Below are 25,987 nucleotides of genomic sequence, written 5' to 3' on the forward strand. Positions count from 1 at the left end.
TCGGGGAAAGAGTCAGGGATAAATCATGGGGTTAGTGGTTAAAGCGGCGATTGGCGCGCTGGTGGTCTTGCTGATTGGCGTGTTAGCAAAAACAAAAAATTACTACATTGCCGGGCTGATCCCGCTGTTTCCTACCTTCGCCCTGATCGCGCACTATATTGTCGCGTCCGAGCGCGGCACTGAGGCACTGCGCACAACCATCGTGTTTGGCATGTGGGCGATTATCCCTTACTTTATCTACCTGCTGTCACTCTGGTATTTCACCGCCGCTATGCGACTGCCGCTGGCGCTGGGTGCGGCAGTACTCTGCTGGAGCCTCAGCGCCTGGCTGTTAATTTTCTGCTGGAGCCGCTTCCACTAGCGCAGCGGGCGTCCCCCATCAAGGGCAAAGCTGCGCCCGGTCACGAATCGGCTGGTCAGCAGGTAGTCAATCAGATCGATCACCTCTTTCTCGCCGGGTGCGATTTTCATCAGCGACTTATTAAGCGCCTTCTGCCGGTACTCAGCGTCATCTCCCTCATTGAACAGGATCAACGACGGGGCGATGGAATTCACTTTCACCTCCGGGGCCAGCTTGCGGGCAAACGAGCGGGTCATATTATCCAGCGCCGCCTTACTGGCCGAATAGGCGATATGCTTGTCGCTACCGCGCTCAACCACGTAATCGGTGAAGTGGATGATGTCGCCGCCTGCGTGACCGTGGCCGCGCAGCAGGCTTTCCAGAGCGTGATTCAACAGATAGGGGGCATGAACGTGGATCTGCATCATCGCGCAGAGCACCTCGGTAATCGGCGCTCCCGGCTTCTCCGGCACCCATGCCCCGGCATTGTGGATAATGCCCCGCAGCCCGTGGGTATGGGATTTAACCTCTTCGGCAAAGGCGAGGATACCCTCGTCGTGACAAAAATCTGCCTGAATGCAGATGGCACCCGCCTCCTGTAAGACGTCAATGGCCGGATAGGCGGTGCGATAGCTGACGATAACCGGCTGCTGATGGTTAAGGAAATGGTGGGCGATGGCAAGGCCAATACGGCGGCCGCCGCCAGTGATCAAAATCGGGCAGGGGTCGTTTCTTCCCATCGTTATCTCCTTAGTTTACAGCGAAGGGGCAGCGTTACTGCCCCATCAGTATCCAGGTTGCTGGCAGAGCAGCGATCAATAGCAGCCCCATCAACACCATTTCGTGACGTTGTAACAAATCGCGCTGCGGATGCGTACGGCGTGCATAGATGAAGACCAGCAGGCCTGGCGCATAGAGCACTACCGATAGCAGCAGATGCATCGGCCCTGAGGCATAAAGTAACCATAGGCCATAGATGCAGGCGCCGATACCCGTAGCCTGATGCAGCGGACGCTGGGCGACTTTTAACAGATAGGCACCCACCAGGAAATAGGGTACCAGAATCATCTCGGAGGCGATGGTTAAAAGCGTATTGTAATCTGAACCTGTGAGCCAGATCAGGATCAGGCAGATCTGGACGCTGGCATTAGTAAGCCACAGCGAGGCCGACGGAGCGCCATTCTCATTCTGCTTAGCAAAAATGCGCGGGAAGGCTTTGTACTTAGCCGCCAGCAGAGGCACCTCGGCCGCCATAATCGTCCAGCTAAGGTAGGCTCCACAGACCGAGACGATCAGCCCGGCGGCAATGATCACCTCACCCCAGGAGCCCATCATGTCGACCATCAGTCCGGCCATTGAAGGATTGCGCATCTCAGCCAGCTGCGGACGGGGTACCACTCCCAGCGACAGCAGGGTGACCAGCAGATAGACCGTCAGAGCGGCGATCACCGCCATCAGCGTCGCCCGGCCTACGTCCTGCTTATTGCGCGCCCTGGCGGACACCACCACTGCACCTTCAACGCCGATAAAGACCCATAGGGTAATGAGCATGGTATTTTTCACCTGCTCCCACACCGGCACGCCAAGCTCTACCCCGGTAAAATCCAGGCTAAACCTGTCGGCGTTAAACGCCAGCCCGGCCAGCACCACAAACAGGCCCAGCGGCACCAGCTTCGCCAGCGTGGCCGCGAGGTTAATGCTCGCCGCCGTCTGCACGCCGCGCAGCACCAGCCCGTGGACGAGCCACAGCAGACAGGAGGCCCCGACGATGGATTGCCAGGTATTGCCATCACCAAACAGGCGCAGCGCGGGTGTATCGGTAAAGAAGCTCAGCGCCGAAAAGACAATCACCAGATAGGAGACATTAGCGATGACCGCGCACAGCCAGTAGCCCCAGGCAGAGCAGAAGCCAATCAGTTCGCCGAAGCCTTCGCGCGCATAGGTGAATATGCCGCCATCAAGGTCCGGCCGCAGGCGGGTGAGCAGCAGCATGGCGAAGGCCAGCAGCAGAATGCCGACGCCGGTAATGGCCCAGCCGATCATCAGCGCCGCGGGACTGGCGACGGCGGCCATGTTTTGCGGCAGGCTGAAGACGCCCGCGCCCAGCATTGAACTTAAAACAAGCGCAGTCAGCGCGCTCAGGCCAAGTTTCTTTTCCATTGGCATCCTGTTAAAAAAACGACACATCCAGAATAATTATTTCGCCGGAGCGCATAAATAACGTGGATCATACTAAGGCGCGGGATTTTACGTAGTGGAAGATGCGCATGCAATGCTGTAGGGCAGAAATTTGCAGAAATGTGAAAAAAAGGCGGCTGAGGCCGCCTTGTGGAGAATTATTTGTAGAGGTCGGCGCTGATGGTAATGTTGTTACCACGCTCCTGCCACTGACGCGTAATGTGGTAATACTTCGCGCCTTTCTTCGCGGCGCGTTTCGCCACCTGGTAGGAGATTTCGGTCATGTTGCCATAGTTACCGGTGAACTGAACGCTGTCGAACGGCACCATCTGCGCTGCCGTGATTTTGTTCACTTCTTCAATTTTAGTGCCGTCCGGCAGAGTGACAGTGTAACGCCCGCCTTTAGAGGACTGCGTTTCAAAGAAGCGGCCCACTTCTGCGCTCGGTGCAGCGCTGGTGGCTACGCCTGGGATCTCTACTTTCTTCGCCTCTTCACCACCTTTCGCCAGCGCAGCGCGGCCTGCTTCAGAGTCAGCCGGGATAGCATCCGGGCTTTGCAGAACGCGTTTTTTAGCATCGGCTTTGTAGATATAAGCGGTGATACGCTGGTTACCGCCGTCATTGGCGTCAACCTGGCGTACAATATAGAACGAGGCCGCGCCTTTGGCTTTCGCCGCTTTGGTGATCGCGCTGTTCACTTCAGGCTGGCTGCGGTAGAAACCCTGAACGGTGACGGTATCGAACGGCTCCAGCTGGATAGCTTCGTCTTTTGGCAACTCCATCACGCCGTTGATAACGCGATTTTGCGATGCCTCTGCTTTGGCCGCGTCTTTCTTATAAAGATCGGCCGTTACGCGCCAGTTGCCGCTATTGCCTAAATCAGAGGTATCGACGACGAAGAAGGCATCGGCGCCTACTTTATCAGCACGGTTAGAGACGGCGGTGACAGCGTCACCGATTGCGTTAAAGCGGCCGGTGACCACGATACGGTCGTAAGGTTTTACCGCTTCCGCTTGCTCCGGCGTCAACTCGGTCGCGGCCTGCGCCGACAAGGCCGTTGCCGACAGGAGTGCGGTTGCCAGGAGGGTGTTCTTAAGCTTCATAAAAATAGTCCTTCGCCTTGCGCAAACCAGATACTGGTATTAGAGATGTCTTGAAAACGTGGATGATTATTGCATTTTAATCTTGCAACTGTCTGCGAGATTTTTCACCGCCAGTGCTACCGAGGGACAGGCTGACATAATAAAATGCGATATGTGGAAAAAACAGACGCTTGACCAGTAAAAGCGGTTAACCATATGACTTTTTTAAGTTAATACCTTGTTAAATTGGCGATCTGGCCCGGAGATAAATCATGTTTTGCCGCCTCGTATAAGCGGAATATGGGGCTGTCGCTATTATTTAAAGTTAAATTGGGCTGTTTATACCCATGCTGGCTCAATTTTACCTCATAAAACCTTAATTTCTGAATTGTTGCGGTAGATCACAAGCGTTATTTTCAGTAGGTTATAGAAAGTTTGTTACGGTTTTATTTTTGATATTTGTGAAGAAACTGACAAACCCTCATTCAAAACCGATGGAAGGGAAAACTATGCGTATTGGTATACCAAAAGAGCGGTTGGCCAATGAAACTCGCGTGGCGGCAACACCGAAAACGGTCGAGCAGCTGCTAAAACTGGGTTTCACCGTCGCGGTCGAAAGCGGCGCGGGCAAGCTGGCAAGCTTCGATGACTCTGCTTTTACCGAGGCAGGCGCCGAGGTTGTCGATGGCAATGCGATCTGGCAATCAGATATCATCCTCAAGGTGAATGCGCCTGGTGACGATGAAATTGAGTGCCTTAATCCGGGCACGACGCTGGTGAGCTTTATCTGGCCAGCGCAGAACCCTCAGCTGCTTGAGAAGCTGGCTGCACGTAACGTCACTGTTATGGCGATGGACTCCGTGCCGCGTATCTCCCGCGCCCAGTCTCTCGATGCGCTCAGCTCGATGGCCAACATTGCCGGTTACCGTGCCATTGTTGAGGCTGCCCACGAGTTTGGCCGCTTCTTTACCGGGCAGATCACCGCCGCCGGGAAAGTGCCGCCTGCCAAGGTAATGGTTATTGGCGCAGGCGTCGCTGGCCTTGCCGCCATCGGCGCAGCCAACAGCCTCGGTGCCATCGTGCGCGCCTTTGATACCCGTCCGGAAGTGAAAGAGCAGGTCCAGAGCATGGGCGCCGAGTTCCTTGAGCTGGATTTCAAAGAGGAAGCGGGCAGCGGGGACGGCTACGCCAAAGTGATGTCTGAGGCCTTCATCAAGGCCGAGATGGCGCTGTTTGCCGCCCAGGCAAAAGAGGTGGACATCATTGTCACCACCGCGCTGATCCCAGGCAAACCGGCCCCGACGCTGATCACCCGTGAAATGGTAGACTCCATGAATCCGGGCAGCGTGATTGTCGACCTGGCCGCGCAGAACGGCGGCAACTGTGAATACACCGTGCCCAACGAGGTATTCACCACCGCCAACGGCGTAAAGGTCATCGGCTATACCGATCTGCCGGGCCGTCTGCCGACGCAGTCCTCCCAGCTCTACGGGACTAACCTGGTTAACCTGCTGAAGCTGCTTTGCAAAGAGAAAGATGGCAACGTCACCGTCGACTTTGACGATGTGGTAGTGCGCGGGGTAACGGTGATCCGCGACGGCGAAACCACCTGGCCTGCGCCGCCGATTCAGGTCTCTGCCCAGCCGCAGGCCGCCGCGAAAGCTGCCCCGGTGCTGGACGAACCCAAGGCTCCCGCCTCGCCGTGGCGCAAATACGCCCTGATGGCCCTGGTGATTATTCTCTTCGGCTGGCTGGCGGATGTCGCACCGAAGGAGTTCCTCGGTCACTTTACCGTGTTCGCGCTGGCCTGCGTGGTGGGTTACTACGTGGTCTGGAACGTCTCCCATGCGCTGCATACCCCGCTGATGTCGGTCACTAACGCTATCTCGGGTATTATCGTGGTCGGGGCGCTGCTGCAAATTGGTCACGGCGGCTGGATAAGCTTCCTGAGCTTTATTGCCGTGCTGATCGCCAGTATCAATATTTTCGGTGGTTTCACCGTCACTCAGCGTATGCTGAAAATGTTCCGGAAGAACTAAGGGGTAGCACATGTCTGGAGGATTAGTTACAGCTGCATACATTGTTGCCGCGATCCTGTTTATTTTCAGCCTGGCCGGGCTGTCAAAGCATGAAACCTCTCAGCAGGGAAACCGCTTTGGCATCGCCGGGATGGCGATTGCGCTGATCGCCACCATCTTTGGGCCGGAGACCGGCAACGTCGCCTGGATCATCGTCGCGATGATTATCGGTGGCGCGATTGGTATTCATCTGGCGAAGAGAGTTGAGATGACCGAAATGCCGGAGCTGGTGGCAATCCTGCACAGCTTCGTAGGTCTGGCAGCGGTGCTGGTGGGCTTTAACAGCTACCTGTACCACGAGCCGGGCCTTGAGCCGATCCTGGTGAATATCCACCTGACGGAGGTGTTCCTCGGCATCTTTATCGGGGCGGTGACCTTTACTGGCTCTATCGTGGCGTTCGGCAAGCTGCGCGGCAAGATCTCCTCTAAGCCGCTGATGCTGCCAAACCGCCATAAGATGAACCTCGCGGCGCTGGTGGTCTCCTTCCTGCTGCTGCTGGTGTTTGTCCGCACCGAGAGCGTGGGGCTACAGGTGCTGGCGCTGCTGTTGATGACCATCATCGCGCTGGCGTTTGGCTGGCATCTGGTGGCGTCAATCGGCGGGGCAGATATGCCGGTGGTGGTATCGATGCTCAACTCCTACTCCGGGTGGGCGGCGGCGGCGGCGGGCTTTATGCTCAGCAACGACCTGCTGATTGTCACCGGTGCGCTGGTGGGGTCTTCCGGTGCGATCCTCTCCTACATCATGTGTAAGGCGATGAACCGGTCGTTTATCAGCGTGATCGCGGGCGGCTTCGGCACTGACGGCTCTTCAACCGGTGAGGACGCAGAGGTAGGCGAGCACCGCGAAATCAGCGCGGAAGAGACCGCCGATCTGCTGAAGAATTCGCACACGGTGATCATTACCCCAGGCTACGGCATGGCGGTAGCCCAGGCGCAGTATCCGGTGGCAGAGATCACGGAGAGGCTGCGTGCCCGCGGCATCAAAGTTCGCTTTGGTATTCATCCGGTTGCCGGGCGTCTGCCGGGCCATATGAACGTGCTGCTGGCGGAAGCCAAAGTACCGTACGACATCGTACTGGAGATGGATGAGATCAACGATGACTTCTCCGATACCGATACGGTGCTGGTCATTGGCGCGAACGATACCGTGAACCCGGCGGCGCTGGACGATCCGCGTAGCCCGATTGCCGGGATGCCGGTTCTGGAAGTGTGGAAGGCGCAGAACGTGATCGTGTTTAAGCGGTCGATGAACACCGGCTATGCCGGCGTGCAGAACCCGCTGTTCTTTAAAGAGAACACCCAGATGCTGTTTGGCGATGCTAAGCAGAGCGTGGATGCGATCCTCAAGGCGTTGTAAGACACGCATAAAATAAAAAACCGCCGTAATGGCGGTTTTTTTATGACATTAACGATTAACGACTCAATCGTCTTCGTCGTCATCAATCTCAACCGGCGAGCGGTAGTCATCGGGCTTAATCACCAGCAGGTCGCAGCGCAGATGATCAATGACCTGCTCGGCGGTGTTGCCTAAAAACGCCGCGGAGAGGCCAGTACGACCGACCGTTCCCAACACAACGACCCCAGCCTGCAGATGCTCGGTCAGATCCGGGATCACCTCTTCAGGCAGTCCTTTTTCCACGTGGGTGAGTTTCTCAGAGATGCCGAACTTCTGGCGCAGGGCTTTCATCGCCAGCAGATGCTGGCCGCGAATAGCGTCGTTGTAGACGGTAGGATCAAATTCCGGCAGTTCAATAGCAATATTGATCGGGGTGACAGGGTAAGCACCGATGAGATGCACTTCCGTATGGTTCACCTGCTCGGCGAGCTGGATGGTTTCCCGCACCAGCTTCTCGTTGAGCGCGTTATGGTACGGCTCCTCACTGGCCAGATTCACCGCCACCAGCGCTTTGCCGCCTTCGGGCCACGGCTGGTCTTTCACCATCCACACTGGGCAGGGGCATTTACGCAGCAGATGCCAGTCGGTAGGGGTAAAGATCACCGACTCCAGCTTGTCGTGCTGGTGGGCCATCTTCAATACCAGATCGTGATGTCCGGTTAACACTTCCTGAATGATGGCTTCGAAAGGGCGGTTGTGCCAGATCACTTTAATATCAATCGGCACCCCGGCATCGATGTAATATTTTGCCTGATCGCGGATCCAGGCGGTCCGCTGGCTGATGACGCCCTGACGCATGGCTGTACGTTCGTCAGGCGACAGAAGGGTGGTCATCTCATATGAGAAGTCATAGATCGGCAGAAAGGCTTTGATGCGGCCGCCAATTTTCTGATGCAAATATACAGCGCGCCGTAGCGCTGGCTGGTCATCCTGATTGGGATCGATGGCAACCAGCATATTTTGATACATGGCCATACAGGGTCTCCTTACATCTGTCACCGCAGTCTGTAATTAAAAGAGTAACCTATATGTGCAGAATGAAACAGAGGCTAACCTTTGCCAGATCAACAAATCGGAATATATTGCTGTCTGGCAAGAGGTGAGTTGCGGCGTAAACGTCAGGCGACGTTGCGCGCGTGGCCGGCAAGCTCGGCGAGGATATCGCCGTTTTCGATAGTAATGTACTTACCTTTAACCGCCAGCATACCGCTTTTCTGGAAACGGCCCAGCAGACGGCTGATGGTTTCTACCGTGAGGCCCAGATAGTTACCAATATCGCCACGGGTCATGGTCAGGCGGAATTCACGAGGTGAGAAACCGCGCTGGGCAAACCGGCGAGAGAGGTTATAGATAAAGGCCGCCAGGCGCTCTTCCGCATTCTTTTTCGACAGCAGCAGGATCATATCCTGGTCGCCTTTGATCTCGCCGCTCATCAGACGCATCATCTGCTGACGCAGACTGGGCATCTTGCCGGAGAGATCGTCCAGCGTCTCAAACGGAATTTCGCAGACCATTGAGGTCTCCAGCGCCTGAGCAAAGCTCGGGTGATGGCCGGTACCAATAGCGTCGAAGCCCACGAGATCACCAGCCAGATGAAAACCGGTGATCTGCTCGTCACCCTGTTCGGTGATGGTATAGCTCTTAATCGTACCGGAGCGGATCGCGTAAAGGGATTTCAGTTCGTCGCCCGCTTTAAACAGCGTTTGTCCTTTCTGAATCGGCTTTTTGCGCTCGATGATGTTATCAAGCTGGTCCAGCTCGTGTTCATTAAGGGTGAACGGGATACAAAGCTGGCTGATGCTGCAATCCTGGCAATGGATAGCACAACCGCCAGACTGAATGCGTCGAATAATTCGCTTTTCCGGGATCATAGGTCTGCTCAGGCCGTAATTGATATTGGTCAATTTTAACATCTTTTTGCTGAGCACGTAAGTCTGCTTAATCTCCAAACAGCGATTATTGGAACCTTTGAAAAATCAATAAGTTTAACTTATTGAAATTCCTTGTGTTGATTAGGGGTTTATCGATTAATGGCGCGAAAAAAGGCACAAAAAGTCCCCTTTTCCTAAAGTAAAAGATAGCCTTCATGACGCAAAAGCCACTCTTTACGCTGGACGCCCCCGGCGTAGCCGGTCAGGGTGCCGTTGCGACCGATCACCCGATGACAGGGGACAACAATGCTGATAGGGTTAGAACCATTCGCGGCACCCACCGCTCGTGCTGCGCCAGCGCGACCCAGCAGCTCAGCCAGCTGGCCGTAGTGGATGACCTGACCGCAGGGGATCTCGCGTAGCGCTTTCCATACCGCCCGTTGAAATGGGGTGCCGGCGGTTTCGGTGGGCAGATCGTTAATCACGCTAAGATTACCGGCAAAGTAGTCGTGGAGTTTATCGCTTAGCCCGCCTGGATTGCTGGCCGCGACCCGGCGATAGCCTGGTTTACGGTAGTGGACGTTGAGCAGCAGCTCCATGCGGTCAGCGTGCTCCTCCCACTCAACGGCGCGCAGGCGGTACTGTTCGTCACAGATAACCCAAAGCGGGCCGAGGGGCGTGTCGATTTTGTCTTCCAGCAGGGTTAACATGGCAAGATCCTAAATGAGCAGGCTAGCAATATAGGATATTATCTTACCGATTTTTACGTAAAAAAATAGAGCCTGCCGACATCCGCCAGACTCTATAGTACACACAGCAGTGCATCCTTACATTATTTTAACGCTACCACTCCTTGGGCGGGTTTATTTTAGTATAGACATCTTTAATACTAATACCAGTAAAGATTGATAACGAGTTTATCAGCGGTTTAAGTTAAATCATTTTGTTTACTGTAATAGTGGTATTAGTTAAGTGGCGGTTAATGTACTTATACCTGAGTACGTTTGCCAGACAGCATGTCTTATCAGGAACATGATGGAAATTAAACAACAGCGTTGTGACCGACCTCTCGGGTGGCTATAGTAGCGCCTGAGCTGTCAAACGTTGCACGAGGAGTGACCATGAACCTTGACGACAAATCGCTATTTCTTGACGCCATGGAGGATGTCCAACCCCTTAAACGCTGTGCCGACGTACACTGGCATCCCAGCCGCAACACGCGCACGCCGCCGCGTATCGATCTGTTACAGCAGGAAAATTTCCTGACTACCGATTTTCTGGACGTGCTGCCGCTGACGACGCCGCTGGAGTTTCGCCGTGAGGGGCTGCAAAGCGGTGTCATTGATAAGCTGCGTCTCGGTAAGTACAGCCAGCAGGCCAGCCTTAACCTGTTAAAGCAGCCGGTTGAGCAGTGCCGACAGATGCTCTTTAGCTTCCTGCATCAGGCCAGACAGGATAACCTGCGTAACTTGCTTATTATTCATGGTAAAGGGCGAGAGGATAAGTCGCACGCTAATATTATACGCAGTTATCTTGCACGCTGGCTGCCGGAATTTGAAGACGTTCAGGCATTTTGCCAGGCGCTACCGCATCATGGCGGGAGCGGAGCCTGTTATATTGCGCTGCGTAAAACCGCTCAGGCAAAACAGGATAATTGGGAGCGCCATGCTAAGCGCAGTCGTTAGGCTCCGGGAAATAATAATGTAGACAGTTTTACTGTTATTTACGCATAGCTTAATCATCACGCGCGCATTAATTACGCAGCGTTATTAGAGTCAGTATATTATGTATGCCGCTCAGAGGATAAGAATGGGCGAAACCAGAAGCAGAGGAAAACTGCCCGCTTCAGAGTGAAACGGGCAGGGGACAGTTAGCGTTTCGCTTCGGTATGAGGCTGGGCAGAGCGTGACAGGAACTGCTGAGTCACGTCAGGCAGGTGGGTCTGACACCAGTCTGCCATCGCAATCTCTTGCTCACGGATCTGTTTGAAAACAGCCGCGCCCTCATGGTCACCGGCCATCTCGGCTGCGCTGATCAGCGAGGTGTAGCAGGCAATTTCGAAATGCTCGAAAACGTAGCCGCTGATTGCGCCCTTAACCACTTCATCCGGCGTCATCATACCGCCAATGGCCTGACCCATCGCGGACAGTTTACCCATCGCATCTTTCAGGGTTGAGGTAGAGATGTTATTGCGGGCCAGCACCTGATCGACCAGCTTCTGCTGCTGACGGGTTTCTTCGATGTGCTGTACGATGCGAGCGCGCAGATCCGGGTAGTGCTCAAGACGGTCAGCCATTTTTTCCAGCATGGACTCGGCCTGTTTTTCCATAGCATGGGCGTCGCGTAACCAATCGTGGTAGTGTTCAGTGTAGTTAGTCGCCATCGTTAATTACTCCTCGTAAGATCCAATAATTTATTGCACTCTTCTTTGGGTTTAACAGAGCACTTACGCTCTGAAGTATAGAAGTCCTGGTTCAATCCGTCAGACGTGCCACTGCTTTTCGCCATCACGGAAGCGTGATAGCGCATCGGCAGCACAGATCAGCGAGAGGTGACTCAGCCCCTGCGGGACATTGCCGCGCCACTCGCCGGTGCGCACATCAAACATTTCGTTAAAGTTCTCTACGTTGCCCTGATCGCACAGGTTGCCAAGGATCGTTTCCATGTACTCAGACGCTTTTTGCGTATCGTCCAGACGCGCCCATGCCTCTACCAGCCAGAATGAGCAGGCCACAAAGGTGCTCTCCTCTTTCTCTACGTCGCTGTAGCGATAGAGCATCGGCGAATGATGTCCCAGCTCCGCGTAAATGGCGTCATAGGTGGACTTCATCCGCTCTGGGTTAACTTTGCTGCCGTAGTACCACGCCAGGCACATAGCGGCATCCAGATGGTCACTACCGGCGTAGAAGGTATAAGCCCGTTTCTTTTCAGACCAACAGTGCTCTTCAATCCAGGCGCTGACCCGATCCCGTTCGCGTGTCCAACGGTTAGCCCACGTTTTTTCAATGTGGCCGTCTTCTGCCAGGCGTACGGCGATGTCCAGCGTCACCCAGCAGGCCATTTTGGAGTGGGTATAGTGGCGTCGCTCGGGCAGCTCCCATATCCCACAGTCATCCTGACGCCAGGTGTCCGCGCACTCGTTAGCTAAAGAAGCCAGCAGACGGGCGGTAGTCAGATCCAGTACGTGACCGGCATGAACGAACAGCAGGGCGGTATCCAGCATGTCGCCAAACATGCTGAGCTGCTGCTGGCTCTGCGCGTTATTACCGACTCGTACCGGCTGGGATCCCTTGTAGCCTTCCAGCGGCAAATAGGTCTCATTGGGCACTACGTCGCCGTCCAGGGTATAGCAGGCTCGCAGCTTGCCTTCATGACGCACGATGGTGTGGGTTAGCCAGGAGAAGGCCGCCTTACACTCTTCAAGCGCGCCGATAAACGCGAAGGCGCGAATGATCAGGCAGGCGTCGCGGATCCAGGCGTAACGGTAGTCGTAATTCTTCTCGCCGCCGATGCCCTCCGGCAGGGAGGTCGTCGGGGCAGCGGCCAGTGCGCCGGTCGGGGAGTAGAGCAGAAACTTAAGCGCCAGCGCAGAGCGAACAACGTGCTTCTTATGCACACCTTCATAGCTCAGATGTTCTGCCCAGGACGCCCAGTTTTTATCGCTGACGTCGATCCGCTCATCGATTTTTTCCAGCGGCGGCACGGCCAGCGGCTCGTTATCACTCACCAACAGGGCCACCAGCGAACGCGAGCCCGCTTTTGCGGTAAACAGGCCTTCGATTGCCTGATCGTCCACGCAGGTGATTTCAATGTCGGAGGTGGTACGCAGCATCGCCATCAAATCGCCAACGTGAACAATATGACCTTTGGCGGAGTCAGCAATCCATGAGGAGCGGGTACAGGCGGCGGTACCGGGGACAAAGAGCAGCTTCATCTCCACTTCGCCCTCCAGCCCCTCAACGCGGCGGGCCAGCTCACACCATGGCAGACGGCCTGCGTTATTACTGTTAAGAGATTCGGTGAATCTGACTTTACCCGTTTTAGTGGTGTAACAGGTTTCCAGCACGTTGCTGTTTTCCCGGTACTGCCGCTCCATGCGGTACTCTTCGACCGGCTCGATCTGGAAATAGCCGCCAGACCTGGCGTCCAGTATGCGATCGAACAGCGGGGGTGAATCCATATTTGGGGCGCACCACCAGTCAATGGCACCATCCGGCGCTATCAACGCCACCGAGCGACCATCGCCAATAGCGGCATAGTCGCCGAGGCCTGCATAGCCGTCGACACGCTCACTTCGGGATAAAGATTGATTCTTCATTAATACTTATCCTGCAAAAATCGACAAGGCAGGCGGGGCCTGCCCAAGTATTACACCGTGCCGGTACCGCCGTCTGAGCACCATACCTGGCCAGACGAGAAGGAGCTTTCGTCAGAGGCAAACAGAACATACAGCGGGGCGATCTCAACCGGCTGGCCAGGACGGCCGAGCGGGGCGGTTTCACCGAAGGCTTTTACTTTTTCCTGCGGCTGCCCGCCGCATACCTGCAGCGGCGTCCAGTATGGCCCCGGCGCAACGGCGTTTACGCGAATGCCTTTCGGACCGAGCTGCTTAGCCAGCGCTTTGGTAAACGCAACGTTACAGGCTTTGGTCTGGGCATAGTCCAGCAGGATGTCGCTCGGCTGGAAGGCCTGAACGGAAGAGGTGTTAATAATAACGGCACCCTCTTTCAGATGCGGCACTGCGGCTTTGGTGATCCAGAATGGCGCGTAGACGTTGGTTTTGAAGGTTTCATCAAACGCTTCGGTGGTCAGCGTCTCAATAGATTCGCAGAACTGCTGGTGACCGGCGTTGTTGACCAGAATATCCAGGCCGCCGAGCTTGTTGATGGCTTCAACCACCAGCTGTTGGCAGAAGGTTTCTGAGCGAATGTCGCCCGGCAGCGCCACGGCGTTACGACCTTCAGCCTTAATTAAAGCGATCACTGCTTCGGCATCAGATTCCTCTTCCGGCAGATAGTTAATGGCTACATCCGCGCCTTCACGGGCATAGGCAATAGCTACTGCGCGACCGATGCCGGAGTCACCGCCGGTAATAAGTGCTTTTTTACCTGCCAGACGACCCGAACCGGTATAGCTGGTTTCACCATGATCGGGGATCGGCTTCATTTCTGACGCAAGCCCCGGCACTTTCTGCGTTTGCTCTACAAAAGGAGGGCGTGGATAGTGAGGGAGGTTGTTATCTTGTGTCGTCATAATAATCCGTCTCGTTGAATGAACCAGTAATAAACGTAGTCAGCAATACGCCGATCCGCTATTTTTTTTAAAATTTATGCCGATACTTTAAAAACTTTACCTAAATGTTATTTTGGCGCTGAAATTATGCTAGCGGGTTAAATTGTAAACTTTTTAGGTAATTCTCTGAAATTCAGTAACGTCTGTGCTAAATAAAAAAGGGAAAGGTGCAAATCATACGAAAGTACTGTTAACGTTTTGCATGAAAGGGTTCAGAATGCTCCTGGTTACACGCTTAAGGGCCATTATTGTTGTGGTCGGCTTGTGTCTGCCTAACGTTAAGCTAAACTGGAAATTCCGCGGGTGAGTTTAAGATGAATCTTAAGCCACGCTAAAGATATTGGCTGCAAAGGTTAAATATTGCATCACGTTTATAAGGAGATTTAGGATGAGCAAAGAGCCCGTATTACCTGCGTTTCCTGTCGTAGGCTGGCAGGTCGGTCCGGAAGAAGATCATAACGGCGTTGTGGTAAGATTTGGTTTTAGCACCTCTCCGTATACGGCAGGGGCCAGCACCTTTGATTCACAGTTTTTCCACCTGTCACCGGAAATGGTAAAAAGTCTGATTTACGATCTGCAACTCAGCCTGCGCCAGTGTGAAACGCCTGTCGTAGAAAAAGTTGCCTGAGCCTGTAGCCCGCTTTAACCGCAGTAGCCTCTATTTTCTTGCTGCTGCGGAAATCCTCGCCTGACTATCACGCCACGTTAACAAAAAGCATTGCGGTTGCGTTTTCATTGCTAATCTTGTTTTAACGTGGTCGCTAAGAGTGGTGATAGAGGCATCTATGAATTTCGTCTATTTTAAAGCTGAATATCCTGGATATGAGGCATCTCATTCAGTTAATCTGGTTTTAAAAGCGCTGAGATTGTTTCGTGATGGCGAAATTATTGCCGACGTGGGTGATTTAAAAATAACCAGCCTGCCATTCTATTTTTTTACTACTGCCGCTACCGGCTTTCGTAAAATTGAATATAGCGTTAAAGCACCGCCCATGCGCAGAATTAGTTACTCATGCGGTTATTTACCGAGCGGAAAGTATATCGTTAATACCCCAGAGGGCGAGATACAGCTTGTGTTTAATGCCCTGACTGGGCTGTGGCAGCAGGATAGTCAGGGGAGCAGGAAGATTGATAATCGTGAGTTTATTGCCTTAGGATATGTCCTTGTATCTCCTGCCCGAGGCGTGGGCCGAAAGCGCCCTGTTTAGCCTGAATAGATTCTGTTACCCGGTTCCTGAATCGTTGACTAAGCTTTAGGTGAAGTAACAACAGGAGAACATGATGACGGAAAACTACGCTTTCCCCTTAAAAGCAGAAGAGACTAAGCCAGTCAAGGATAACCCCGCTAAGCAGGGTGAGCTTCCCCGCAAGCGTGATGACAGCCAGGATGACCATAAGGATCCGTTCAAAGCCAGCTAGCGCTGCCCCCCCAAACCCGTTCCTAAGCCCTTTCGCTGCCGCTGTGATCGCCATCCGTATTCGCGATTAACGGGCAGCGAAATCGGCTGGTTGTATTACGCTTAACTCACAAAACCAACAAAAAGATGATGGCCGTTCACACGGATAAGAGGGCGGTGAATGTTTAAACCGTTAAGCTGGCGTAATATCCCCACCGCAAGAACGCTATCGATACTGATTTTTATCGCTGGCATTGGGCTGATTGTTTCCGTAGTGGCCTTGCTCTATCTCTCCCTGCATCTTATCAGCAGCAAAACTAACGAAATTGATGAACATCGCTCGGCGCTGTCAGTGCAGGGTGCAATACAGACCTCGATTAATCGCGTGTCGTCGCTGGTTATCGATAATGCCGTTTGGGACGATGCCGCACGTGAGGTCTACCAGTCGCAGCTTGATACCCGCTGGCTCGATAATATCTGGGGGGCGGCGTATAAGAGCAGTAATCTTTACGATGGCACCTTCGTGCTTGACGAGCATCACCAGGTGCTATGGGGATCCTTTCGCAGCCAGCCGTTTTATGAGAAGAATCTGGATTTTTTCGGCGAAGGTTTTAAGGCACTTGTTAATAAACCCACCGCTACTCAGGTTAATAAGCAAAATATCACTGCGGGTATTACCCGTACCCGTCATGGTATTGCGTTTATCGCTATTGGGCTTATCAAGCCCAGAATTAGTCCGCTTCAGGTACACGGCAATATTCGGCGTTATCTGGTGATTACGCGTCATATTGATACGCAGAATCTTAAAGCCTTAGGCGATACCTTCCAGATCGAAAATCTGCGTTTCAGTCTTAACCGAACCCGGGACTCCAGCGTGCCGCTAAAAAGCTCTGCGGGGGATCTGCTGGGCTATTTAAGCTGGGAGCCGCAGCTTCCCGGGGCCAGGGCGGCGCACGCGGCGGCATGGGAGATCCGCCAGATTGTTTTGCTTGTCGCTGCTCTGATCCTGCTGTTTATCATGCTGAGTAGCGCGGGCCTCTATAAGCTGGCAAAGGGGGAGAAGCTGGCCCGCAGCACCGCCATGACCGACTGGCTGAGCCGCTTGCCGAACCGACGAGCGCTGCTGGCGCGGCTGGAGGCGCTTAGCCTGGCTAATCCAAACGAGGCGATCAGCGTGGTGTTTATCGATCTCGACGGCTTCAAGGACGTCAACGATATCTATGGTCATGAGGTTGGCGATCGCCTGATCGTAGCGCTTTCCAGATCCCTGAGCGATAAAGTCCCTGACGGCGGCATGCTGGCGCGGATGGGTGGAGATGAGTTTGCCATGACCATCAGCGGCGATCGGGCCAGCGAAAAGGCCAGCCGCTTTGCAGAGCAGGTGCTGATGATGCTCGATCTGCCGATTCGCCTGAGCGAGCGCACGCTCTACATCGGCGCAAGCATTGGTATTGCCAGCGGCACGCTGCTGGAGTGTACCAGCTCGGAGCTGTTTCGCCGGGCGGACATTGCTATGTACCATTCAAAAATGAACGGTAAGGCGCAGGTCACCCACTACGATGCCGAGCTGAACAGCGCCCGCGAGCGCAAGGTTGCCATTGAAAACGATATTCGCGAGGGCCTGCTCCGCGACGAGTTTGACGTCTGGTACCAGCCCATTGTCGATGCCCGCAGCCAGGATATGGTGGGCGTGGAGGCGCTGGTGCGCTGGCCCCGGCGGCCCGCTGGCGCGCTACCGCCGGATGCGTTTATTACCATTGCCGAGACCAGCGGACTGATCCACGCCCTGGGACAGTTCGTGCTGCGCCGCGCCTGTAGGGATCTGCAACCACTTAGCGATCTCAAGCTGTCGGTGAATATCTCCCCGGCGCAGTTTCGCGATCCCGACTTTGAAAACAAGGTAGCAGACGTTCTTCGTGATAGCCATTTCCCTGCGCATCGCCTGCAGCTGGAGATCACCGAAACCTATGTGCTGGAGAACCCAGAGCGCTCCCTTTCAGCGATCGGTAATCTAAAAGCGTTGGGAACGGCCATTGCGCTGGACGATTTTGGTACCGGCTACTCCAGCATTGGCTACCTCCGGCGCTTCAACTTTGACACTATCAAGATAGACAAGTCGCTGGCCGGGCTGGTGGATCATGATGAGCAGGCGGCGGCGCTGGTGGGCGGTACAATTCGTATTGCCAGCGCGCTGGGGATGACGGTGGTTGCAGAGGGTATTGAGAACGAAAAACAGATGAAGCTGCTGAGTCTGGCTGGCTGCGATCGGCTTCAGGGCTTCTTCTTTAGCGCGCCAATGCCGATTGACGCACTGCGGCAGCACCGTCAGCGCCGCCAGGGTTAACTACGGCTCTTGCGCCAGGGCATCCAGCCGATCGCGAAAGCCGGTGATGGCAATCGCCCGGTTATCGGCGCGCCAGCGATCTTTGGCCCCCGGCGCGGAGCTTTGTACCGCAATCAGCCGCCAGCCGTCGTCCGTCTTTAGCATAAGCGGAGAGCCGCTGTCGCCAGGCAGGGTATCGCACTGGTGAGAGAGCACGCTATCCTGCGCCCAGCCGGTCACCACGCAGTTTTGATGGCTGTAGAGGTTGTCCAGATGATCCTGCGGGTAGCCTGACTGCGTCACCTTCCGGTCGGCAGCTTTTAGCGCGGCGGTCAGCGCATCGCGATCCCCTTCAAATAGCGGCAGGGGGGTGATACCCGACGGCGGATAGCGCAGCACGATCAGGCCGAAATCCCACGGCGCGGCGGCAGGCGGAACAATCCATCCCTCGCCGTCAGGCTTAAGGCGCTTACCCAGGGTTGATTCAACCCGCCCCTCAATACCATGGATCTCATAACGCCAGATGCCGTTCTGCGCCACAAAGCGCAGCGCCACGGCTTTATCAGCCTTGCCACGGGGGGGCGTCAGCAGGCAGTGCCCAGCGGTCAACGCTACGCGGGGCGAAATCAGCGTCGCGGTGCAGAGATTGCCGCTGGCAGTCTCCAGCTGGCCGATAGCGTCCCACGGCGACTGCGTTGGATTACTCACCCGGACCCGGTCGTCATGATTAAAAAACAGCGTCTTGATCTCAGCGGCAGCGGCGGCATCATCATCGGCATGGCTGTAAAAAGAAAATGAACAAAGCGAACCCAATAGCAGAATACCGAATTTATGCATATCACACTCTGGTGGGGCAATAATGATTATTCAAACCCTAAGCAACAACTATAGACGGGACGGGAGGAAAGGGGGAGTAAAATCAGCGTGCTACATTCAGGAAAGATAGAAACGGAGGGACACCAGCGCGCAGGCAATCAGCATGAGCAAAATCAGCTCGAAACGGTAGCGTTGCAGCATAGATCCTCCGAAAGAAGCAGCGCCCGGCAGGCGGGCGCTGAAGTAAGCATCAAACTTAGGCAGCAGGCTGAGCAGCCGGTTTAGCAGCGGTGTGTTTTACTGCTTTTTTGTGGTGTTTCTTGGCAGCCTGGGCTTTCTGGTCAGCGGCTGGTTTAGCAGCGCTCTGGTCAGCGGCCGGTTTAGTGGCTTTTTTGTGGTGCTTTTTAGCAGCCTGCGCTTTCTGGGTAGCGGCAGCTTTGTGGTGTTTTTTGTGATGGGTGGTTTTGGCAGCCGGAGCAGCGCTCTGAGTCTGAGCGGTTGCTGCAGGTGCAGCGGTGGTCGCAGCAGTGTCAGCAGCGAACGCAGCAGAAGAGAGACCCATAGCAGCGGCAACAACCAGAGCTAATACTTTTTTCATTCTGATATCCTCGAATTGGTTTCATCATTTAACCCCACTGCGGGGCCGTTGAAGAGACTATAGGCTTCTCAATGCGGGGCTTCAGTGAGTGATTGGTATCGGCGTGTAACGTAATGTACAACGCGCAGAGAGAGGCCGGGAATGACGCTCCCGGCCGGAAAAGTTACAGATAGCGGGCGGTAAGATGCTGGCGGAAGTAGCGGCTGTTCAGCGCTTCGCCGGTGGCGGATTCAATCAGCTTCGCGGTGGTAAAGCGGCTGCCGTGCTGCCAGATATTCTGCCGCAGCCACTCGAACAGGGCGCTGAAATCCCCTTCTGCGATGGCGGCATCAAGGTTAGGCAGCGCGGTGCGTGCAGCGTGGAACAGCTGCGCGGCGTACATAGCGCCAAGGGTATAGGATGGGAAATAGCCAAAGCCGCCGTCGGTCCAGTGGATATCCTGCATGCAGCCGTCGCGGTAGTTGCCCACGGTGGAGATGCCCAGCCAGTGCTGCATCTTCTCATCCCACAGAGCCGGAATATCCTCTACCTCAATCTCACCGTTGATCAGCGCTCGCTCAATCTCATAGCGCAGGATCACATGTGCGGGGTAGCTCACTTCGTCAGCATCCACGCGGATGAGGCCAGGCTGCACCTGCTGGTTCCAGGCGATGAAATTCTCTTCGCTAAAGGCGGGCTGCGCGCCAAAACGGTCGATGACCGCTGGCAGGAGACGCTGTAAGAACGCCTTGCTGCGGCCAAGCTGCATCTCAAAGAACAGACTCTGCGATTCGTGCACGGCCATCGAGCGAGCCTCGGCAACCGGCTGTCCCAGCCAGGTGCGGGGCAGGTTCTGCTCGTAGCGGGCGTGGCCGGTTTCATGCACCACGCCAAAGAGGGCACCCAACAGATCGTTCTCGTCGTAGCGCGTGGTGATGCGCACGTCCTCCGGTACGCCGCCGCAGAAGGGGTGGGCGCTGATATCCAGACGGCCTGCGTCAAAATCAAAGCCCAGAGTATGCATTGCCGTCAGACCCAGCTCGCGCTGCTTCTCCACCGGGAACGGCCCGACCGGCGCGATAAGCTGGCGCTGGGCCTGCTTCGCTACCGCCTGATTAAGCAGATCCGGCAGCCAGGATTTGAGATCGGCAAACAGCACGTCGAGCTTCGCGGCGGTCATATCCGGCTCGTAGAGATCCAACAGCGCGTCGTAGGGAGTGCAGCCTTTTACGGCCGCACGCAGCTTCGCCTCTTCACGACTGAGCTTGACCACCTCTTTAAGATTGGCGGAAAAACCTTCCCAGTCATTCGCCGGGCGCTGGCTACGCCAGGCGTGCTCGCAGCGGCTGCCCGCCAGCGATTTCGCCTCTACCAGCGACTCAGGGAGTACCGCCGCCTGCTGATAGTGGCGGGTCATCTCCCGCAGGTTGGCCTGCTCAACGTCGTTAAGATCCTCCTGCGCGGCCGCTTCAAGCCACTGAGCCACCTTTTTATCCGTCAGGATCTGGTGTTTCAGGACGCTTAACTCCGCCAGCGCTTCGCCCCGGGCGGCACTCCCGGCAGAGGGCATCATGGTCATCATGTCCCAGCCGGCGATGGAAGAGAGGTGGGAGAAACGGTAAAGACGCTGGAAGGTGCGGGTCAGTTGCTGGTAGTTGCTGGTGTCCATTATGCCTCGTGTTGTGCTGATATAATTTGCTTACATTTCAAGATAACAGGACGCCTGCGCTGATACCACTGTGAGAAATTGTCTGGCAGTCATACCCCATAATGCGGGATCGAAGTCGAACCTGTACAGGTCAAGAAACGCTGTCTCCACATCATCACTTTTGTTAAGAAAGTAATGACAGTCGGCAATCAATCCTTTGGCCTGATCTGGCCCTTCACATTTCAGGTATTCATCCATAACTTCTTCTATGGTCTCGCCGAACAGGTCATAGTCCTGATTGAAGTAGGCTCCCATAAGGTGATCCAGATAGTTAGTCATCATCAGTTATCTCAGTATCGGGAAGGCAGTCAGGACATAGTAAGGTTTTTCGTTATACATCTGAAGTTCAAGCACGACACGCATTTTATAGGACTTAATTACAGGACCTGTTGCAGATTCAATGCCAAATCCAACCTCTCTTCCTGCGAAGAAGTCGATATTCAGTTTTGAACTGGCTCTCGCTGTTTTTGCCCAGTTAGTGATGTAGGGTGCATTGAATTTGAGCGCACGAGAAATAACATCCTCTGCTAAATGCTTATTATAAAAAGTGCTGCTTCCCGATAGTGTTGGTCTGTTCCTCAGGCGCGTTCTCAGATCTGCTTCACTTAATCCCACATGACGAGACAATGTATGTCCGCCGGGTTTGTATCCAGCTACGGATTCATGTTCCATAAGCCTTATTCTGCCGATGCGGACAGAAGCGACACGTACAGCACCTAAGGCAAGACCAAAAGCAATTGGGACAGCAATATCGACAGTCAGCCCAATATTTATAGCTGTCTTTTCATCTGCGCCAAAGCGACGCGCAGTATCTACAGCTAACTGATATGCAGTTGTCCGGGTATCATGTCCCGTAAGCGTTTGGTCAATGGCTGCATTAAGACTATCCAACCCATGAGCCCCAACAACAATGCAGGCCGCCTTGGTAAGAGTGGTAGGATCGGGCGCTGCACAAAGAATTGCTGCACCCGCTAGCTCTACCGTACTCATTGCAACGCCAAGGCCTCCCAGCAACCGATTTTGCAGCGTTTCCGCTTCAGTTACTGTTTTATCCGACAACACTGCGGCCAGTTGTACTGGTGACATCACTACCTGTAATTTATCGCTCATAAAGATACTCCGGTTATCTTTACCGCGATCATAAAAAAGGTTAGTGAGTTACCGTTATGCAAAAAGTGGTTTATTTATTAAGAATGACCACATAAGGACGTGACTAAAACGCTTGCGCGGGCCTACGGTAAGGCGCTGTTTGTAGGCTGGGCAAGCGTAGCGCCGCCCGGCATGTTTAGGCAGGATACGTTTAGCTACGCAGAGAGACGGCGGTGCAGGGTACGGCCCACCAGCAGCGCGGCCAGCAGCATCATGGCAATAAAACCGCCGACGCCGTTCCAGCCATAGCTGTGCCAGAACAGACCACCCAGCGTCCCGGCCAGGCTCGATCCCAGGTAATAGCTAAACAGATAGAGCGATGAGGCCTGGCCTTTAGCCCGGCGCGCTCGCGGACCGATCCAGCTGCTGGCGACCGAGTGGGCGGCGAAGAAGCCAGCAGAGAAGAGCAGCATGCCGGCAAAAATCAGCCCCAGCGACGAGAAGAGCGTCAGCAGCACGCCGCCCAGCATAATCCCCGTTGAAGCCAGCATCACCGGCCCACGGCCAAAGCGTGCGGTCATCGCCCCAGCTTTGGGCGAGCTCCAGGTCCCGGTCAGGTAAGCCACCGAAAGCAGGCCTACCACTGCCTGGCTGAGCTGCCACGGGGTTTGCATCAGGCGATAGCCAATGTAGTTAAACAGAGTGACAAACGATCCCATCAGCAGGAAGCCGGTCAAAAACAGTAGCGGCAGGCCGCGATCGCGCCAGTGCAGGCGAAAGTTGATCATCAGCGACCGGGGTCGCAGCGAGGCAGGACGAAAATGACGCGACTCCGGAAGAATTTTCCAGAACATCAGCGCAGAGGCGAGGGCAAAGCAGCCGATAACCGCCAGGGCGATACGCCAGCTAAAGAAGTCGGTAAATACACCGCTGAGCAGGCGTCCGCTCATACCGCCGATAGAGTTACCGCTGATGTAAAGCCCCATCGAAAAGGCCACTACGCTGGGGTGGATCTCCTCGCTCAGGTAGGTCATTCCCACCGCCGCGACGCCGCTCAACGACAGCCCTATGAGCGCGCGCATGATCAAAATGCCGTGCCAGCTGGTCATCATCGTTGAGAGCAGCGTACAGCAGGAGGCCAGCAGCAGAGCGGTGACCATCACCGGCTTACGACCGATGGCATCCGAGAGCGGGCCGGTGAACAGCAGCCCAATAGCCAGCATGGCGGTAGAGATTGAGAGCGAGATACTGCTGCTGGCCGGTGAGACGCCGAACTCGTGGGAGAGTACCGGCAGGATCGGCTGCACGCAGTAGAGCAGGGCGAAGGTCGCCAGTCCGGCGGAGAAGAGCGCCAGCGTGACGCGCATAAACTGGGGAGTGCCGCGTTTAATATAGGGCGTGGCGGGAACAGCGGTGGTTTGCACGTCGGCATCGCTCGCCGGGGCGATGTCAACGACGGTAGTACGGCTCACGGAGGATCCTTAGTAGTCTATAACAGCGGGTAAGCAATTACCGCTAAGAGTAGGAAAATGTAAATATTCTGTCTAATATATTAATAATCTCAAATGATACATTAAACATATGAATATCGAACTGCGTCACCTGCGCTACTTTATTGCCGTGGCCGAAGAGTTACATTTTGGCCATGCGGCGGCCCGGCTGAATATTTCCCAGCCGCCGCTCAGCCAGCAGATCCAGCTGCTTGAGCAGCAGGTCGGTGCCCGACTGCTGGCCCGGACCAACCGCAGCGTCGCGCTGACCCCGGCGGGAAGGCAGTTTCTGATCGACAGCCGACAGATCCTCAGCCAGGTCGATGACGCTGCCGCCCGCGCCGCCCGGCTGCATCAGGGGCGGAGCGGGGAGCTACGGGTCGGCTTTACCTCTTCCGCGCCTTTTATTAAAGCAGTCTCTGACACCCTTTCGACCTTCCGGCGGCGCTACCCGGACGTGCATCTGCAAACCCGAGAGATCAATACCCGGGAGCAGATTGCCCCTCTGCACGAGGGAACCCTGGATCTGGGTCTGATGCGCAATACCGCGCTGCCGGAAACGCTGGCGTGGGAGGTGATCCTACGCGAGCCGCTGCTGGCGATGGTTCCGCGCGATCATCCCCTGGCGGCACAGCCCAGGGTTACGCTGAGCGAATTGGCAAAGGAGCCGTTTGTCTTTTTCGATCCCCATGTCGGGACGGGACTGTACGACGATATCCTTGGCCTGCTGCGCCGTTACGGCCTGGTGCCGCGTATTGCCCAGGAGGTCGGCGAGGCGATGACCATTATTGGGCTGGTGGCCGCTGGACTGGGCGTGTCGATCCTGCCCGCGTCGTTTTGTCGGGTTCAGCTCAGCGAGATGCGCTGGCTGCCGATTGCCGAAGCCGATGCGGTCTCGCAGATGTGGCTGGTGTGGTCGAAGCATCACGAGCAGGGCGCGGCCGCGCTGCATTTCAAGCAGCAGCTGCTGGAAAGCGTTAAAAGTGAGCAGAATTTATCTCGCAGAGGATGAAAATGTGCGGTAAATCACAAGGCTAATCAAAAATTTGACGGCCTCAAGGAACTGCTTCACCATAGCCTAAAGTTTATTTCGAAGCGCGAAAATAAAGGGAGCAAGAGGTGGTTGCTGATAGTACGCCCGGCCATATTGATCAGATTAAGCAGACTAATGCAGGAGCCGTTTACCGGCTTATCGATCAGCTAGGCCCGGTTTCACGTATCGATCTGTCGCGTCTGGCGCAGCTTGCCCCCGCCAGCATTACCAAGATTGTCCGTGAAATGCTAGAAGCGCACCTGGTGCAGGAGACGGAGATCCAGGATCCAGGCAGCCGAGGGCGTCCTGCCGTGGGCCTGATGGTAGAGACCGAGGCCTGGCACTACCTCTCGTTGCGCATCAGCCGGGGGGAGATCCATCTCGCCCTGCGCGACCTTAGCAGCAAGCTGGTGGTTGAAGAGCAGCTTGAGCTGCCTTTACACGCCGATACGCCCTTCGCCAGCCGCATTATTCAGCACATCGACCAGTTCTTTATTCGCCACCAGAACAAGCTCGAACGGTTGACCGCCATCGCCATCACCTTGCCGGGTATCATCGATACCGAGAACGGCATCGTGCACCGCATGCCGTTCTATGAAGACGTTAAAGACATGGCGCTGGGGGAGGCCCTTGAGCGCCATACCGGCGTGCCGATCTATATTCAGCATGACATCAGCGCCTGGACCATGGCGGAAGCGCTGTTTGGCGCATCCCGTGGCGCGCGGGATGTTATCCAGGTGGTGATCGACCACAACGTTGGCGCGGGGGTGATCACCGACGGCCGCCTGCTGCACGCGGGCAGCAGCAGCCTGGTTGAGATAGGCCATACCCAGGTCGATCCCTACGGCAAACGCTGCTACTGCGGCAACCACGGCTGTCTGGAAACCATCGCCAGCGTAGAGAGCGTGCTGGAGCTGGCGCAGCAGCGCATGAGCCAGTCGATGAGCTCGCAGCTGCACGGTCAGCCGCTTACCGTAGCGTCGCTCTGCCAGGCCGCGCGAGAGGGGGATCGGCTGGCGACGGATATTATCACCGGCGTAGGTACCAACGTCGGGCGCATTCTGGCGATCATGGTCAACCTGTTTAATCCGCAAAAAATTCTTATCGGTTCCCCCCTGAGCCAGGCCGCCGATATTCTCTTTCCTGCCATTAGCAGCTGCATTCGCCAGCAGTCGCTGCCCGCCTATAGCCGACACATCACTGTCGAAAGCACACAGTTCTCTAATCAGGGCACCATGGCGGGTGCCGCGCTGGTAAAAGACGCGATGTATAACGGTTCGTTGCTGATTCGACTGTTGCAGGGGTAACAAATTT

General features: G+C 55.3%; 25 protein-coding genes. 10 read left to right on the forward strand and 15 right to left on the reverse strand.

What is annotated here, in order from left to right:
- Positions 1-25 precede the first annotated feature (25 nt).
- The gene (locus tag WFN61_RS05245) at positions 26-361 is read left to right on the forward strand and encodes a GlpM family protein (RefSeq protein WP_144811753.1); all 336 of its coding nucleotides are present in this window, start codon (positions 26-28) and stop codon (positions 359-361) included.
- On the opposite strand, the gene folM is transcribed toward WFN61_RS05245, so the two are convergent.
- The 3 genes from folM to ydgH all read right to left on the reverse strand — a co-directional run bounded on the left by folM (position 358) and on the right by ydgH (position 3,621).
- The gene (folM, locus tag WFN61_RS05250) at positions 358-1,080 is read right to left on the reverse strand and encodes a dihydromonapterin reductase (RefSeq protein ID WP_144811750.1); all 723 of its coding nucleotides are present in this window, start codon (positions 1,078-1,080) and stop codon (positions 358-360) included. The genes WFN61_RS05245 and folM overlap by 4 nt on opposite strands.
- A gap of 34 nt (positions 1,081-1,114) precedes the next feature.
- Positions 1,115-2,500, reverse strand: coding sequence for an amino acid permease (locus WFN61_RS05255; protein WP_144811747.1), 1,386 nt, complete (start codon positions 2,498-2,500; stop codon positions 1,115-1,117).
- Between the two features lie 176 nt (positions 2,501-2,676).
- Entirely contained in the window at positions 2,677-3,621 is a 945-nt protein-coding gene (gene ydgH, locus WFN61_RS05260; RefSeq protein ID WP_144811745.1) for a DUF1471 family protein YdgH, read from the reverse strand.
- 488 nt (positions 3,622-4,109) lie between these two features.
- On the opposite strand from ydgH, the gene pntA reads away from it, so the two are divergent.
- Together pntA and pntB are read left to right on the forward strand one after the other, a co-directional pair.
- Positions 4,110-5,639 (forward strand): Re/Si-specific NAD(P)(+) transhydrogenase subunit alpha, encoded by a 1,530-nt coding sequence (gene pntA / locus WFN61_RS05265; protein WP_337038028.1) that lies wholly within the window; start codon positions 4,110-4,112, stop codon positions 5,637-5,639.
- Positions 5,640-5,649: 10 nt separating this feature from the next.
- Positions 5,650-7,038 (forward strand): Re/Si-specific NAD(P)(+) transhydrogenase subunit beta, encoded by a 1,389-nt coding sequence (gene pntB / locus WFN61_RS05270; RefSeq protein WP_144811739.1) that lies wholly within the window; start codon positions 5,650-5,652, stop codon positions 7,036-7,038.
- Between the two features lie 63 nt (positions 7,039-7,101).
- On the opposite strand, the gene uspE is transcribed toward pntB, so the two are convergent.
- The 3 genes from uspE to ogt form a co-directional block, all read right to left on the reverse strand.
- On the reverse strand, positions 7,102-8,052 hold the full coding sequence (gene uspE / locus WFN61_RS05275) for a universal stress protein UspE (RefSeq protein WP_144811736.1): 951 nt from the start codon (positions 8,050-8,052) through the stop codon (positions 7,102-7,104).
- A gap of 143 nt (positions 8,053-8,195) precedes the next feature.
- The gene (gene fnr, locus WFN61_RS05280) at positions 8,196-8,948 is read right to left on the reverse strand and encodes a fumarate/nitrate reduction transcriptional regulator Fnr (RefSeq protein WP_144814560.1); all 753 of its coding nucleotides are present in this window, start codon (positions 8,946-8,948) and stop codon (positions 8,196-8,198) included.
- A 194-nt stretch (positions 8,949-9,142) separates the two neighbouring features.
- Complete coding sequence (gene ogt / locus WFN61_RS05285; protein ID WP_144811732.1) at positions 9,143-9,658, reverse strand: methylated-DNA--[protein]-cysteine S-methyltransferase; 516 nt, start codon at positions 9,656-9,658, stop codon at positions 9,143-9,145.
- A gap of 411 nt (positions 9,659-10,069) precedes the next feature.
- Here ogt and smrA point away from each other — a divergent pair, with 411 nt between their 5' ends.
- Positions 10,070-10,633: a DNA endonuclease SmrA gene (smrA, locus tag WFN61_RS05290; RefSeq protein WP_144811729.1), complete on the forward strand. Its 564-nt coding sequence runs from the start codon at positions 10,070-10,072 to the stop codon at positions 10,631-10,633.
- A 185-nt stretch (positions 10,634-10,818) separates the two neighbouring features.
- Here the strand turns inward: smrA and WFN61_RS05295 are convergent, their stop codons facing one another.
- The 3 genes from WFN61_RS05295 to WFN61_RS05305 form a co-directional block, all read right to left on the reverse strand.
- On the reverse strand, positions 10,819-11,331 hold the full coding sequence (locus WFN61_RS05295) for a ferritin-like domain-containing protein (RefSeq protein ID WP_042393653.1): 513 nt from the start codon (positions 11,329-11,331) through the stop codon (positions 10,819-10,821).
- Positions 11,332-11,430: 99 nt separating this feature from the next.
- Positions 11,431-13,266, reverse strand: coding sequence for a glycoside hydrolase family 15 protein (locus WFN61_RS05300; RefSeq protein WP_337038031.1), 1,836 nt, complete (start codon positions 13,264-13,266; stop codon positions 11,431-11,433).
- 50 nt (positions 13,267-13,316) lie between these two features.
- Positions 13,317-14,201 carry an SDR family oxidoreductase gene (locus tag WFN61_RS05305; RefSeq protein ID WP_257757469.1) on the reverse strand — a complete coding sequence of 295 codons (885 nt, stop codon included), beginning with the start codon at positions 14,199-14,201 and terminating at the stop codon, positions 13,317-13,319.
- Positions 14,202-14,628: 427 nt separating this feature from the next.
- Here WFN61_RS05305 and WFN61_RS05310 point away from each other — a divergent pair, with 427 nt between their 5' ends.
- From WFN61_RS05310 to WFN61_RS05325, 4 genes are all read left to right on the forward strand, one after another.
- Positions 14,629-14,868: a hypothetical protein gene (locus tag WFN61_RS05310; RefSeq protein WP_144811722.1), complete on the forward strand. Its 240-nt coding sequence runs from the start codon at positions 14,629-14,631 to the stop codon at positions 14,866-14,868.
- Positions 14,869-15,025: 157 nt separating this feature from the next.
- The gene (locus WFN61_RS05315; protein ID WP_337038034.1) at positions 15,026-15,448 is read left to right on the forward strand and encodes a hypothetical protein; all 423 of its coding nucleotides are present in this window, start codon (positions 15,026-15,028) and stop codon (positions 15,446-15,448) included.
- Between the two features lie 70 nt (positions 15,449-15,518).
- Entirely contained in the window at positions 15,519-15,659 is a 141-nt protein-coding gene (locus WFN61_RS05320; RefSeq protein WP_312633919.1) for a hypothetical protein, read from the forward strand.
- 159 nt (positions 15,660-15,818) lie between these two features.
- The gene (locus WFN61_RS05325; RefSeq protein ID WP_337038037.1) at positions 15,819-17,981 is read left to right on the forward strand and encodes a bifunctional diguanylate cyclase/phosphodiesterase; all 2,163 of its coding nucleotides are present in this window, start codon (positions 15,819-15,821) and stop codon (positions 17,979-17,981) included.
- Here the strand turns inward: WFN61_RS05325 and WFN61_RS05330 are convergent, their stop codons facing one another.
- The 6 genes from WFN61_RS05330 to WFN61_RS05355 form a co-directional block, all read right to left on the reverse strand.
- Positions 17,982-18,797: a trypsin-like serine peptidase gene (locus tag WFN61_RS05330; protein ID WP_144811712.1), complete on the reverse strand. Its 816-nt coding sequence runs from the start codon at positions 18,795-18,797 to the stop codon at positions 17,982-17,984.
- Positions 18,798-19,032: 235 nt separating this feature from the next.
- Positions 19,033-19,374, reverse strand: coding sequence for an acid resistance repetitive basic protein Asr (gene asr, locus WFN61_RS05335; RefSeq protein WP_072015283.1), 342 nt, complete (start codon positions 19,372-19,374; stop codon positions 19,033-19,035).
- 163 nt (positions 19,375-19,537) lie between these two features.
- Complete coding sequence (locus WFN61_RS05340) at positions 19,538-21,022, reverse strand: carboxypeptidase M32 (RefSeq protein WP_238084611.1); 1,485 nt, start codon at positions 21,020-21,022, stop codon at positions 19,538-19,540.
- A gap of 30 nt (positions 21,023-21,052) precedes the next feature.
- Positions 21,053-21,343, reverse strand: coding sequence for a contact-dependent growth inhibition system immunity protein (locus WFN61_RS05345; protein WP_312633910.1), 291 nt, complete (start codon positions 21,341-21,343; stop codon positions 21,053-21,055).
- A 3-nt stretch (positions 21,344-21,346) separates the two neighbouring features.
- The gene (locus WFN61_RS05350; protein ID WP_257757477.1) at positions 21,347-22,171 is read right to left on the reverse strand and encodes an RNase A-like domain-containing protein; all 825 of its coding nucleotides are present in this window, start codon (positions 22,169-22,171) and stop codon (positions 21,347-21,349) included.
- 194 nt (positions 22,172-22,365) lie between these two features.
- The gene (locus WFN61_RS05355) at positions 22,366-23,622 is read right to left on the reverse strand and encodes an MFS transporter (protein WP_144811700.1); all 1,257 of its coding nucleotides are present in this window, start codon (positions 23,620-23,622) and stop codon (positions 22,366-22,368) included.
- A 109-nt stretch (positions 23,623-23,731) separates the two neighbouring features.
- Here WFN61_RS05355 and WFN61_RS05360 point away from each other — a divergent pair, with 109 nt between their 5' ends.
- Both WFN61_RS05360 and mlc read left to right on the forward strand, forming a co-directional pair.
- Positions 23,732-24,652, forward strand: a complete 921-nt coding sequence (locus WFN61_RS05360) for a LysR family transcriptional regulator (protein ID WP_257757478.1) — start codon at positions 23,732-23,734, stop codon at positions 24,650-24,652.
- A gap of 107 nt (positions 24,653-24,759) precedes the next feature.
- Positions 24,760-25,980 carry a sugar metabolism global transcriptional regulator Mlc gene (gene mlc, locus WFN61_RS05365; RefSeq protein ID WP_144811694.1) on the forward strand — a complete coding sequence of 407 codons (1,221 nt, stop codon included), beginning with the start codon at positions 24,760-24,762 and terminating at the stop codon, positions 25,978-25,980.
- Positions 25,981-25,987 lie beyond the last annotated feature (7 nt).

The organism is Pseudescherichia sp. AS216 (genome assembly GCF_037152055.1).
GTDB lineage: Bacteria > Pseudomonadota > Gammaproteobacteria > Enterobacterales > Enterobacteriaceae > Pseudescherichia.

Excerpts from the sequence above, each read along its gene's own strand:
- pntB (WP_144811739.1), top strand. The coding sequence starts at position 5,650 with ATGTCTGGAGGATTAGTTACAGCTGCATACATTGTTGCCGCGATCCTG.
- WFN61_RS05345 (WP_312633910.1), bottom strand. The coding sequence starts at position 21,343 with ATGATGACTAACTATCTGGATCACCTTATGGGAGCCTACTTCAATCAG.
- WFN61_RS05305 (WP_257757469.1), bottom strand. The coding sequence starts at position 14,201 with ATGACGACACAAGATAACAACCTCCCTCACTATCCACGCCCTCCTTTT.
- smrA (WP_144811729.1), top strand. The coding sequence starts at position 10,070 with ATGAACCTTGACGACAAATCGCTATTTCTTGACGCCATGGAGGATGTC.
- WFN61_RS05340 (WP_238084611.1), bottom strand. The coding sequence starts at position 21,022 with ATGGACACCAGCAACTACCAGCAACTGACCCGCACCTTCCAGCGTCTT.
- WFN61_RS05325 (WP_337038037.1), top strand. The coding sequence starts at position 15,819 with ATGTTTAAACCGTTAAGCTGGCGTAATATCCCCACCGCAAGAACGCTA.
- fnr (WP_144814560.1), bottom strand. The coding sequence starts at position 8,948 with ATGATCCCGGAAAAGCGAATTATTCGACGCATTCAGTCTGGCGGTTGT.
- WFN61_RS05295 (WP_042393653.1), bottom strand. The coding sequence starts at position 11,331 with ATGGCGACTAACTACACTGAACACTACCACGATTGGTTACGCGACGCC.
- WFN61_RS05330 (WP_144811712.1), bottom strand. The coding sequence starts at position 18,797 with ATGCATAAATTCGGTATTCTGCTATTGGGTTCGCTTTGTTCATTTTCT.
- WFN61_RS05300 (WP_337038031.1), bottom strand. The coding sequence starts at position 13,266 with ATGAAGAATCAATCTTTATCCCGAAGTGAGCGTGTCGACGGCTATGCA.
- WFN61_RS05360 (WP_257757478.1), top strand. The coding sequence starts at position 23,732 with ATGAATATCGAACTGCGTCACCTGCGCTACTTTATTGCCGTGGCCGAA.
- WFN61_RS05245 (WP_144811753.1), top strand. The coding sequence starts at position 26 with ATGGGGTTAGTGGTTAAAGCGGCGATTGGCGCGCTGGTGGTCTTGCTG.
- folM (WP_144811750.1), bottom strand. The coding sequence starts at position 1,080 with ATGGGAAGAAACGACCCCTGCCCGATTTTGATCACTGGCGGCGGCCGC.
- ogt (WP_144811732.1), bottom strand. The coding sequence starts at position 9,658 with ATGTTAACCCTGCTGGAAGACAAAATCGACACGCCCCTCGGCCCGCTT.
- WFN61_RS05255 (WP_144811747.1), bottom strand. The coding sequence starts at position 2,500 with ATGGAAAAGAAACTTGGCCTGAGCGCGCTGACTGCGCTTGTTTTAAGT.
- ydgH (WP_144811745.1), bottom strand. The coding sequence starts at position 3,621 with ATGAAGCTTAAGAACACCCTCCTGGCAACCGCACTCCTGTCGGCAACG.
- uspE (WP_144811736.1), bottom strand. The coding sequence starts at position 8,052 with ATGGCCATGTATCAAAATATGCTGGTTGCCATCGATCCCAATCAGGAT.
- WFN61_RS05315 (WP_337038034.1), top strand. The coding sequence starts at position 15,026 with ATGAATTTCGTCTATTTTAAAGCTGAATATCCTGGATATGAGGCATCT.
- pntA (WP_337038028.1), top strand. The coding sequence starts at position 4,110 with ATGCGTATTGGTATACCAAAAGAGCGGTTGGCCAATGAAACTCGCGTG.
- WFN61_RS05320 (WP_312633919.1), top strand. The coding sequence starts at position 15,519 with ATGATGACGGAAAACTACGCTTTCCCCTTAAAAGCAGAAGAGACTAAG.
- asr (WP_072015283.1), bottom strand. The coding sequence starts at position 19,374 with ATGAAAAAAGTATTAGCTCTGGTTGTTGCCGCTGCTATGGGTCTCTCT.
- WFN61_RS05350 (WP_257757477.1), bottom strand. The coding sequence starts at position 22,171 with ATGAGCGATAAATTACAGGTAGTGATGTCACCAGTACAACTGGCCGCA.
- WFN61_RS05310 (WP_144811722.1), top strand. The coding sequence starts at position 14,629 with ATGAGCAAAGAGCCCGTATTACCTGCGTTTCCTGTCGTAGGCTGGCAG.